Here is a 10,699-nt window from a genome sequence, read left to right as displayed (position 1 = left end):
GCGCAACCCGTGCGCGACATCTGGCTGTTGCAGCGCAAGGCGGGCAAGCTCGGCGCGGGCCTCGGCAAGACCTCGGGCTGGGTACATCGGGCGACGCTCGCGCGCAACGGCGTGCGTATGCTCGATGGCGTGTCGTATCTGGAGATCAGCGCGCGCGGTCTGAAGATCGCCCGCGAAGGTGTCGAGCAATGGCTCGAAGTGGAGACGATCGTGGTCTGCGCGGGGCAGGAATCGTTGCGTGACCTTCAGCCTGCCACGCCGTCCGCGGACGGGCCGCGCTATCACGTGATCGGCGGCGCGGCACTCGCCACTGAACTGGACGCGAAGCGGGCCATTCGCGAAGGCGCGGAACTGGCGGCGCGGTTGTAGGGGCGGCTCCAACAACGGTTGGGCGCGGATGCCGCGGCGTCATCCGCGAACAGCCCTTCCCCTCAAGCCGCAGCCCGTCTCCGGTCAAACCAGAACGACAGTCCCACGCTTGCCAGAATCACCGCCGTTGCGATCACCGTGGACTTCGTCACCGGTTCGCCGAGCAGCAACGCGCCAAGCGCCACCGCCACCACCGGATTCACGTACATGCAACTGCTGGCGATGATCGGGTTCGTATGGCGGATCAGATACCCATACGCGACATAGGCCGCCATGGTGCCCACCAGCATCAGATAGATGAACGCCAGTAGCGGCAGAAAATGTGCCTCCATCATGCGCTCGCCGGACAGCCAGGCAACCAGCGTCGACATGGCACCGCCCAGGCCAATCTGCAGCGCGGTGGAAAGAAAGAGGTCCGAGGGCAGCTTCAGGCGCCCGGCCAGATGGGCGCCGCCCGCCCAGAAGAGCGCGCCGCACAGGATCGCCAGACTGCCACCGGCCGAGCCGGCTGAATCGCTGCCATGGCTCAGAATGGCGATGCCGATGAGCCCCAGGCCCACCGCGAACCATTCTCCCCGGCCAATCTTGCGCCCGGCGATCACGGCGATCACGGTTGCAAACAACGGCACGGTCGCGACCATCACGGCCGCCGTGCCGGTGCCGACCGTGCGCATCCCATAGGCGAGCATGCCGCTAGACAAGCCGACCAGCATCGTGCCGACCAGGCCGGCGTTACGGATTTCTAGCGCGCTCGGCCAGACCGGCTTGCGCCGCGCTGCGAATATGAACAGGCCAATACCAGCGAACAGGTTGCGCATGCCGGACATCAACAGCGGCGGGAAGGAGCCCAGCGCCACATGAATGGCCAGATAGGTCGAGCCCCACACGAGATACACGACGGCGAGCGCAAGCGCAATACGGCCGTTACGGGACTCGGGAAGACGCAGCGGAATACGGGAGAGAAATTGCAACGACATCGGCTCAGCCCGCCAGATCCGGCCGGGGCGCCGCCCCGCTTGGGGCCGGATGGCCGGATGGCGGACGCCGCATCGGGAATGCGGGCTGACGGGTGAGGCTGGAAGACATGGCGGCAGAACAGGCAGAGGAACGAGGGACGGCCAATACTCACCCATCAAACCGGCCAGTCTGGCGCTGTTCCACGCGCTTCCTCCGACCCGCCCGACAGGCAGCGGGCATTCGCCGACCTGCCGACAAACGCCCCTGCGCGCCAACCGTTCGGCACGCAACGCAGCATTATGCAGGAACACCGTCAATCGTCGATGAAAGAATCGTAAATTCCCTGAGCGAAAAAGGCACAGTCCGGGGCATATCCCCGCTGTGCCTTATAGGTCTTGCGTGAGCCTGAACGACTCACCCGAACGCGGTCTAGTTGGCCATCGCGCCCGATGCTTCGTGTTTCATGCCCGCTGCATCGGTATTCTTCTTCATCGCGTCGGGGGCCATGTTGTCCTTCTTCATGTCGTCCTTGGACATCGCGTCTTTCGACATCGTGTCTTTCGACATCGCGTCTTTCGACATATCGTCCTTCTTCATCGTATCGTGCGACATGGCGTCGTTCGACATGGCTCCGCTTGCCTGAGCGAAGGCGGCCGTGCCAGTCGTCATAAGAGCCACGGCGAGTGCTGCGAGTGCGAACTTCTTCATGGGATAACTCCGTATATTGTGAGTGGTAAAAGGTGAATCAAAGGCCAATACGTGGTAAATGAGCGCCGGTCGTGCCGGCGCGCTTCCGAAGCTTCTGCCGCTCGCGGGTCGGGTCCAAATCCGCGCGCGTCAGGAGCCTCCGAACCAGTTGTATCCCTGGTCGACCCAATAGCCGCCGGGAAACGTGTTGGTGACGAACATCTCGACGATGTGTTTCGGATTCTTGTAGCCGAGCTTGGTCGGCATGCGCAGCTTCATCGGAAAGCCGTATTTCGCGGGCAGCCGCTCGCCGTCGTATTCGAACGTGAGGAGCGTCTGTGGATGCAAGGCGGTCGGCATATCGATGCTTTCGTAGTAGTCGTCCGCGCATTTGAAGCCGACGTACTTCGCGCTCGTATCGGCACCCACACGCCGCAGAAAATCGCTGAACGGCGTGCCACCCCAGCGGCCAATCGCACTCCAGCCTTCAACGCAGATGTGCCGCGTGATCTGCTCCGCGTGCGGCAGCGCATACAGTTCAGGCAAGGTCCATGTACGCTGCCCGGTGATGAGGCCGCTGACCTGCAGCTTGTAGCTGGAGGCGTCAACCTCCGGCACCGAGTCAATGCCGTAGAACGCGTTAAACGGAAACGGTCGCGTGATTTGCGCTTCGGTGTAGGTTGGCGCGAGTTGTTTTGGGTCGAACAGGAAGGCCTGCGCGCTGTCGTTCAGACGCGAGACGGCCGTGAGAAACGTGTTGACCGATTTGTCGTCGGTCAGCGAGCAACCAGTCAGCATCGTGAGGCCGCCGAGCGTGAGCAACTGCTTGCCGAACAGACGCCGCGAGGGCATGGCGAGTTCACGGCGGGCATCAAGCAGGATCGACTCGCGATCGAGTTTGTCGGAGAGGATGCGCCGCGTGGGCTTTTTGTCCTGAGTATTCATCATGGATTCCTAAGCATGGTCCCTTGACCATCAATTCTTGAGCACGAATTCCTGAGCATGAATGTCTTCGCGTGGGTGCCTTAGAGGGCCCCTTAACGGCCGCGCAGCATGGCAAGCAGCGAGCGCGGCACCAATGCGACCATCGCAAGATGCACGACAATGAACGCTGCCATCAGCGACATCGCACAAAAGTGAACGACACGTGCGTTGTCGTATCCGCCCATCAACTCGCGCAGCAACGGGAATTGCACCGACTTCCAGATTGCGAGCCCCGAGAGCACCAGCACGATCAGATCGCACACCACGAACAGGTAGGCGAATTTCTGCACCGCGTTGTAGTGGCGCAGATCGGCGTGCGACAGCTTGCCAGTCAGCGCGGCGATGAAATCGCGCAGGATGGTGCGCGGCGACAGCGGCAGAAACTTGCGTACGAAACGCCCGCTTGCCAGATTGAGCGCGAGGTACACAAGACCGTTGAATACCAGCAGCCACATCGCCGCAAAGTGCCATTGCAATGCGCCGCCGAGCCAACCGCCAAGGGTGATCGAAGGCGGAAACATGAAGCCCTTGAAGATCGGCGACGCGTCGTAGATGCGCCAACCGGACAGCATCATCGTGAGTGCCGCCAGCGCGTTGAGCCAGTGCGTGAGCCGCACCCAGACCGGCTGAATCGTGCCGGTGGGCGGTGTGGTGGGTGGCGCTACGTCAGTGAATGCGTGCGGCGTGGCCATGACACTCTCCTTAAATTGATTGCCTGATCGGGACGGTGCAGGTCAATGACACGCGGCCAGTTCGGCCACCTGCAAGACCTCACCGGTCGAGGCGTCCTCAACGAAGGCGACGACGCCGTACTTGCCGGGCGCGTCGGTCATTGCACTGTCCGAAGCTTCGGCACCATTAAGTGTAATCGCGCGGCGAATCTGCGCGCTGCCGGCTGCGAGCGGCACCGGGCCGATCCATTGCCGCACCACGCGCTCGTGATGCAGCGTCGCGCCACGGTTTTCACCGGCGCGCACCTGAGAAGTGAGCGCGTTTTCATAGACCGCGACATAGGCGTTCAGAGGATCTTTGGACGCTGTTTTCGATGTGAAACGTGCGTCGACGCCGAAGCCCGGCGTGCCCTGCGGTTGCGGCGTCAGCTCTAGCGCGACATCGGCCGTGGCCGGCTCCGCGATCACCGAGTCGATGCGCGACTCGAAGCTGGCGGATTCCGACCAACTACGCAACTCGCGGCCGGAAACGAAAACTTCCGGCGTGTAGACCGTGTGCCCACCGGCGAGATCGGTGAGCGTCTGTTGTCGTTCGGTGAACTGATGTTGCGAGAAGCGGTCGGTCCAGCCGAGACCGTTCCAGTAGTCGACGTGCAAAGCGAGCGGCACGATGCTTTGCGCGGCGCCGCTGTCTTTCCATTGACCGAGCCAATGGTCAGCGGGTGGGCAACTATTGCACCCCTCGCTGCTGTACAACTCGACCAGCGCGACACGATGCGCCGGGCTGTGCGTCGAGCACATGGAAGCGGCCGCCGCACTGGCCGCCTGAGCGACGCCACTTATGGCGAGCGCGGCAAATAGTACGACAGCGCGAACACAACGCGAGTCGGCAAAGCGGCGGGTAACAGGATGCATGACAGGCTCCACGAGGAAATCTGTCCGTTTGTCGAGCCGCGTCGGCTGTTATGACAGCGGTTTGGAAAATTATTTTCTGCAGAGGAATGAAGCGGCCGTCTGGCTTTCACTCTGTAAATCGGCATGCCGCCCGTGCTGCGCCGCATCACGCCGCGCAACCCAATAGAGATAAGCCTGAGAAGCGTCAGACGCCCCGGCTGTTGAGCAGCGCCATTTTCAAGACGGGTTGCCAAGCAGCGGGTGGCCGGTGTATCGTGTGCGCTGCTAACGCGGGGGTCCTGCGTCGCACAGGGGTTGGAGGTCTGTGCTGCGTGGGTGAGAAATACCCTTTGAACCTGATCTGGATAATGCCAGCGCAGGGAAGCGTACGGAATTCACCACTGCAGCACCGCTTCATCCTCCGGCGAATTCCGACAACTTCCATCTCGTCTCCTGCTTAGCGGCCCCACATTGCTTTGCATGGGACCAGAGTAACGCGTTCAAACGTCAACTCCGGTCGACTGCAATAAATTGCATGGGACCCGAGTAAGGCGCTAAAGCGTCAACTCTGGTCGACACAGGAGAACACATGAACGCCAATCCGAAGTTCCTTTCCGCCGACGCTCACGTCGATGCCGCCGCTGTCGCGCCGCTGCCGAATTCCCGCAAGATCTACGTCACCGGTTCACAGCCTGATATCCGCGTGCCGATGCGCGAAATCACCCAGTCGGATACACCGGACAGCTTCGGCGGCGAGAAAAATCCACCGGTCTTTGTCTACGATACGTCGGGCCCCTACTCCGATCCCGAAGCGCAGATCGATATCCGCGCCGGTCTGCCAGCGCTGCGTCAACGCTGGATCGAAGAGCGCGGCGACACCGAAGCGCTCACCGGTCTGACGAGCGACTACGGCCGCGAACGCGCCGCCGATCCGGCCACTACTGAACTGCGCTTCCAGGGCCTGCACCGCACGCCGCGCCGCGCCAAAGCGGGCGCCAATGTTTCGCAGATGCACTACGCGCGCAAAGGCATCATCACGCCGGAGATGGAGTACATCGCGATCCGCGAAAACCAGCAACGCGCGGCGTATCTTGAGACGCTCAAGACGAGTGGCCCGAACGGCGAAAAACTCGCTGCGATGATGGGCCGCCAGCATCCGGGCCAGGCGTTCGGCGCGAGCGCGTTCGGTCCGAATGGTCTGACGGAAATCACGCCTGAATTCGTGCGTGAAGAAGTGGCGCGCGGCCGCGCGATCATCCCGAACAACATCAATCACCCGGAAAGCGAGCCGATGATCATCGGCCGCAACTTCCTCGTGAAGGTGAATGCGAATATCGGCAATTCGGCGGTGACGTCATCGATCGGCGAAGAAGTCGACAAGATGACCTGGGCGATTCGCTGGGGCGGCGACACGGTGATGGATCTGTCCACCGGCAAGCACATCCACGAAACGCGCGAATGGATTATCCGCAATTCGCCGGTGCCGATCGGCACGGTGCCAATCTATCAGGCGCTCGAAAAGGTCAATGGCAAGGCCGAAGACCTGACGTGGGAAATCTTCCGCGACACGCTGATCGAACAGGCCGAACAAGGTGTGGACTACTTCACGATCCATGCCGGCGTGCTTCTGCGATACGTGCCGTTGACGGCCAAGCGCATGACCGGCATCGTGTCGCGCGGCGGCTCGATCATGGCCAAGTGGTGTCTCGCGCATCACAAGGAAAGCTTCCTGTACGAGCATTTCGAAGACATCTGCGAAATCATGAAGGCCTATGACGTGGCCTTCTCGCTCGGCGACGGCCTGCGTCCGGGTTCGATCTACGATGCGAACGACGAAGCGCAACTGGGCGAACTGAAGACGCTCGGCGAGCTGACGCAGATTGCATGGAAGCATGACGTGCAGACGATGATCGAAGGCCCGGGTCACGTGCCGATGCAGCTCATCAAGGAAAACATGGACCTGCAACTGGAATGGTGTGACGAAGCACCGTTCTACACGCTGGGACCGTTGACGACCGACATCGCACCGGGCTACGACCACATCACGTCGGGCATTGGCGCGGCAATGATCGGCTGGTTCGGCACGGCGATGCTCTGCTATGTGACGCCGAAGGAACACCTGGGCTTGCCGAACAAGGACGACGTGAAGACCGGCATCATCACGTACAAGCTCGCGGCACACGCAGCGGATCTGGCGAAGGGCCACCCAGGCGCGCAGGTGCGCGACAACGCACTCTCCAAGGCCCGTTTCGAGTTCCGTTGGGAAGACCAGTTCAACCTCGGTCTTGATCCGGACAAGGCACGCGAGTTCCACGACGAAACCTTGCCGAAGGACTCGGCCAAGGTCGCGCATTTCTGCTCGATGTGCGGACCGCACTTCTGCTCGATGAAGATCACGCAAGACGTGCGTGAGTTCGCCGCGCAGCAGGGTGTGACGGACGATGAGGCGCTCAAGAAGGGGATGGAGGTCAAGTCCATTGAGTTTATGAAGAAGGGGGCCGAGATTTATCAGCGGCAGTGATGCGCGGGGCGCCGCAGGTTTTTGCCAGCGGCGCCTCGTAGCGTGATCGGGCGGCGCTCCTGAACCTGTCTTATGAAATACACGGTAACCACTTTGCAACCTTAGAGCGGACCGTCAGGCGTAAGCTGGTGAGATCATGATGACGCCGCGACCCATCGCGGCTTCCGGATGCGTCAGGAGCGCGCCATGAGTCCACTTTCGGCCATCACCCGTCTTGCCAGTGCCGCCGCGGCGCTCACCTTGTCCGGCTGCTATTACCCATACGGCTACTATCCCTATGGGGCCAACGGTTACTACGCAACCGTACCGGCTGGGTCCGCCCAGACGGGAGTGCCGGTGACAGCAAGCGGCGAGCCTGCCCCCGCCCTCAATCAGCACGATCCGATACCTGCTCCCCCTCCGCCGTCTGTGACGACCTCGGCCGGCTACGTGGTTCCGTCCACCACGATTTCCGCGCCAGGCTACACGGCCACGCAGCAGGTCTATGTGCCCGCCCCTGCGTCGGCTTATCCGGCTTATCCGGCTTATCCGGCATACCCGTACGGGTATCCCGCTTACTACGGTTACGGCTATGGCTATGGCTATGGCTATCCCGCGTATTGGGGACCATCTGTTTCGATCGGCTTCGGCGGATATTGGGGCGGCGGTTGCTGCTGGGGTGGCGGTTGGCATGGCGGTGGCGGGTGGCACGGCGGCGGCGGCGGTTGGCATGGCGGTGGCGGTGGCGGTGGCGGCTGGCACTATCACTAACGCAGGCTTACCAACGCACACGTCACGCCATCGCCTTACCCGTTGCGCCCTGAGCGCTTGACCCAGCGCTTGACTGGGCGCCTGCCTCTACACCTTGCTGAGCGCCTTATTCAGCTGCGCAACCAGCACCCCTGTCACTCACACGCCGCGTGATGGTTTCGCGGCCATCTTCCCTCGCTAACCAAGGACAAGCGTCCGACCATCATGGCACTGAGCGCTGATGGCCGCGATGCCACGCCCACGTCACCTCGCCGCCACCTGTGCGCCATATGCGCGCCACCCAGGCCGCCGACCGCGCCACTCCCGTAGTTTCCCCGTCTTGACTGTGCCAGCGCGCGTTCTATCCTGTGGGCTGCCGCATGCATTACCTGTTTAATTAGCGATCCAGCGCTGCTTCACCCGCACCGTTGTCGCCATCCGTCCTGCTACGCCCGACTCGTCTGACCGCGGTCCGTCGCGTCGATTCGAACAACAATGAAGGAGACGTGATGTTTCACCAACTGTTGACCCCCATCGGCAACGCCCTATTGCCATCGTTCCTGGTCGCGGCACTGCCGATCATCACCGTATTGGTGCTGCTCGGTCTGGCCCGGCGTCCTGCATGGCAGGCCAGTCTCGCCGGACTGATTGTCGGGCTGCTGGTAGCGATCTTTGGCTGGCAGTTCCCGGCGGGGCTCGCCATCAACTCGGTCGTCGCGGGTGCGGTATTCGCGTGCTGGCCGATCATGTGGATCGTCGTCACCGCGATCCTGCTGTACAACATCGCACAGCGCTCGGGCCGCTTTGCCGCCTTCCGGATGTGGATGGTCGACAATCTGCCGAACGACCGGCGCATCGTGCTGGTGGTGGTCGGCTTCTCGTTCGGCGCGCTGCTCGAAGGCATCTCCGGCTTCGGCACGCCAGTCGCCATCACCAGTTCCCTGCTGATCATGCTGGGCTTTCCGACGCTCGAAGCGCTGACCTTCACGCTGATCTTCGACACCGCGCCGGTCGCCTTCGGCGCACTTGGCGTGCCGATCACCGTACTCGCCGCCGTCACGCACCTGCCCGCCGACAGCCTCGCCAAGATGGTGGGCCGCCAGTTGCCGTTCTTCGCGTTCCTGCTGCCGTTCTATGTGATCGCCGTCTATGCGGGCTTTCGCAACATGCTGCGCATCTGGCCGGTGCTGCTGGTTGCGGGCGGCAGTTTCGCCATTACCCAGTTCCTCGCCTCGAACTACGTCAACTACAGCCTGACCGATGTGCTTTCGTCGCTCGTCTCGCTGATCGTTACGGTGTCGTTCCTCAAGGTCTGGAAACCCGCCGCTGATCCAAAGTTCGCGGTGAACGTCGACCGCGTCGGCGAGGTGCGCGGCAAGATCAACGGTGCGCAAGGGTGGTATCCGTGGATCATCGTATCGGTGGTCGTGATTATCTGGACCATCGCCAAGGTGTTCACGATCGGCGACGTCAAGGTGCCGTGGCCTGGCCTCGACAAGGCGGTCTACATCACCCTCTACCACACGCCGTATGGCGCCATCTGGGACTTCCAGCCGCTCGCCACCGGCACAGCGATTCTGGTTGCGGCGATCATCACCGCGTTTCTCGTGCGTCTCTCCGTGCGTGAATTTGGTTGCGCGATCATCGATACATGGGTGCAGACACGTATCGCCATCCTGACGGTGGTGGCCATCGTCGGCCTCGCGTATCTGATGAACTATTCGGGACTCACCTATACGCTGGGTCTCGGCGCCGCGTCGGTGGGCGCGTTCTTTCCGCTGGTGTCCGCGTTTCTTGGCTGGGTCGCGGTGTTCCTGTCCGGTAGCGATACCTCGGGCAACGCGCTGTTCGGCAACCTTCAGGTCGTTGCCGCCAATCAGCTCAATCTGAGCCCGGTGCTGATGGCCGCAACCAACTCGTCCGGCGGCGTGATGGGCAAAATGATCTCGCCGCAAAACATCTCGACGGGTGTCGCCACCACCGAACTCAAGGGCAGGGAAGGCGTGGTGTTCGCCAAGACCTTCAAGCATTCGCTGATCTTGACGATCGTGCTCGGCATTCTGGTTTGGCTGCAGCAAAACTACCTGCAGGGCATGATTCCGCATTAAGCGGGCGGGCTGATCAGGTGGAAAGCACGGAGGGCACGCCTGAGGGCGTGCCCTTATTTTTTGGCTCGCTCCAGCCGTTTGGCGTCTGTCTATTCGCCTCTTCGCCTCCCCCTGCAAGCAAGTGTCAGTTTTTCTCACATATCAGTGAGAATTGCTCGTTTTACGTAGATCCGCGCTGCGCCTACTCTTAGCGAGACAAGAAGCGGCTCGGCAAGAATATCTTGCTGTTTCATTCAAGCGTGAAACATTAGCGAAACCGCACTGTTACCATCTTCTGGCCTCTCGACTCAACCGCGCGGGACGCGCCTCAAATGACTCCGAAAAACCTGTTCCAGTTACTCATTCTCGCCGCCCTGTGGGGTGCGTCGTTCCTGTTTATTCGCGTGGGCGTCGCCGATTTTGGTGTGGCTCCGCTGATGGCTTTGCGGGTCGGCATCGGCGCCCTGTTCCTCGCTGTCGTGCTGGTGGCGCGCCGTCCGTTGCGCGAATCGGCCGCGCTCCTGCGTACGCGTGCTGTGCCGCTGCTGGTGGTCGGCATCCTGAATTCGGCGGCGCCGTTTTGCCTCTTTGCCTACGCTGAGTTGACGCTGGCGGCAGGGGTGACGTCGGTGATCAACGCCACCGCGCCCTTGTGGGGCGCGGTGGTGGCTTTCCTGTGGCTCAAGGATCGGTTGAGCGCGATGCGCACGCTCGGCCTCGTGGTTGGCTTCGCGGGCGTGCTGATGCTCGTCTGGGATCAGATCGCCGCGCCGCACGGGGGCAGCGTCACGCCCTTGAGC

General features: G+C 62.0%; 9 protein-coding genes, 1 pseudogene and 1 riboswitch. Of the genes and pseudogenes, 5 read left to right on the top strand and 5 right to left on the bottom strand.

Annotated elements, in window-relative coordinates; genetic code table 11:
• Positions 1–369: pseudogene (fadH, locus tag WCA85_RS16375) on the top strand (NADPH-dependent 2,4-dienoyl-CoA reductase); the annotation flags it as partial.
• Positions 370–431: 62 nt separating this feature from the next.
• Here the strand turns inward: fadH and WCA85_RS16370 are convergent.
• The 5 genes from WCA85_RS16370 to WCA85_RS16350 form a co-directional block, all read right to left on the bottom strand.
• Complete coding sequence (locus tag WCA85_RS16370; RefSeq protein ID WP_424065589.1) at positions 432–1,346, bottom strand: EamA family transporter; 915 nt, start codon at positions 1,344–1,346, stop codon at positions 432–434.
• A 409-nt stretch (positions 1,347–1,755) separates the two neighbouring features.
• Positions 1,756–2,034, bottom strand: a complete 279-nt coding sequence (locus tag WCA85_RS16365; RefSeq protein WP_424065587.1) for a pentapeptide MXKDX repeat protein — start codon at positions 2,032–2,034, stop codon at positions 1,756–1,758.
• A gap of 129 nt (positions 2,035–2,163) precedes the next feature.
• Positions 2,164–2,958 carry a molybdopterin-dependent oxidoreductase gene (locus WCA85_RS16360; RefSeq protein WP_424065586.1) on the bottom strand — a complete coding sequence of 265 codons (795 nt, stop codon included), beginning with the start codon at positions 2,956–2,958 and terminating at the stop codon, positions 2,164–2,166.
• A 92-nt stretch (positions 2,959–3,050) separates the two neighbouring features.
• The gene (locus tag WCA85_RS16355; RefSeq protein WP_424065584.1) at positions 3,051–3,689 is read right to left on the bottom strand and encodes a cytochrome b/b6 domain-containing protein; all 639 of its coding nucleotides are present in this window, start codon (positions 3,687–3,689) and stop codon (positions 3,051–3,053) included.
• A gap of 42 nt (positions 3,690–3,731) precedes the next feature.
• The gene (locus tag WCA85_RS16350) at positions 3,732–4,583 is read right to left on the bottom strand and encodes a DUF1223 domain-containing protein (protein WP_424065582.1); all 852 of its coding nucleotides are present in this window, start codon (positions 4,581–4,583) and stop codon (positions 3,732–3,734) included.
• Between the two features lie 261 nt (positions 4,584–4,844).
• Positions 4,845–4,963: riboswitch (TPP riboswitch) on the top strand.
• 188 nt (positions 4,964–5,151) lie between these two features.
• On the opposite strand from WCA85_RS16350, the gene thiC reads away from it, so the two are divergent.
• From thiC to WCA85_RS16330, 4 genes are all read left to right on the top strand, one after another.
• Complete coding sequence (gene thiC, locus WCA85_RS16345) at positions 5,152–7,083, top strand: phosphomethylpyrimidine synthase ThiC (RefSeq protein ID WP_424065580.1); 1,932 nt, start codon at positions 5,152–5,154, stop codon at positions 7,081–7,083.
• 186 nt (positions 7,084–7,269) lie between these two features.
• Entirely contained in the window at positions 7,270–7,833 is a 564-nt protein-coding gene (locus tag WCA85_RS16340; RefSeq protein ID WP_424065578.1) for a hypothetical protein, read from the top strand.
• Between the two features lie 488 nt (positions 7,834–8,321).
• On the top strand, positions 8,322–9,920 hold the full coding sequence (locus tag WCA85_RS16335; protein WP_424065577.1) for an L-lactate permease: 1,599 nt from the start codon (positions 8,322–8,324) through the stop codon (positions 9,918–9,920).
• Between the two features lie 311 nt (positions 9,921–10,231).
• Positions 10,232–10,699: DMT family transporter (locus WCA85_RS16330; protein WP_424065575.1), on the top strand; the 468-nt coding region annotated here is incomplete at its 3' end.

Origin of the sequence: Paraburkholderia sp., assembly GCF_049581445.1 — a bacterium.
In the GTDB taxonomy this organism is placed as follows: domain Bacteria; phylum Pseudomonadota; class Gammaproteobacteria; order Burkholderiales; family Burkholderiaceae; genus Paraburkholderia.
Note: the sequence above shows the minus strand (reverse complement) of the source record. Positions and strands in the feature narration are given on the sequence as shown.

Coding starts and splice junctions, on each gene's coding strand:
- WCA85_RS16350 (WP_424065582.1), bottom strand. CDS start 4,583: ATGCATCCTGTTACCCGCCGCTTTGCCGACTCGCGTTGTGTTCGCGCT.
- WCA85_RS16370 (WP_424065589.1), bottom strand. CDS start 1,346: ATGTCGTTGCAATTTCTCTCCCGTATTCCGCTGCGTCTTCCCGAGTCC.
- WCA85_RS16360 (WP_424065586.1), bottom strand. CDS start 2,958: ATGAATACTCAGGACAAAAAGCCCACGCGGCGCATCCTCTCCGACAAA.
- WCA85_RS16335 (WP_424065577.1), top strand. CDS start 8,322: ATGTTTCACCAACTGTTGACCCCCATCGGCAACGCCCTATTGCCATCG.
- WCA85_RS16365 (WP_424065587.1), bottom strand. CDS start 2,034: ATGAAGAAGTTCGCACTCGCAGCACTCGCCGTGGCTCTTATGACGACT.
- thiC (WP_424065580.1), top strand. CDS start 5,152: ATGAACGCCAATCCGAAGTTCCTTTCCGCCGACGCTCACGTCGATGCC.
- WCA85_RS16355 (WP_424065584.1), bottom strand. CDS start 3,689: ATGGCCACGCCGCACGCATTCACTGACGTAGCGCCACCCACCACACCG.
- WCA85_RS16340 (WP_424065578.1), top strand. CDS start 7,270: ATGAGTCCACTTTCGGCCATCACCCGTCTTGCCAGTGCCGCCGCGGCG.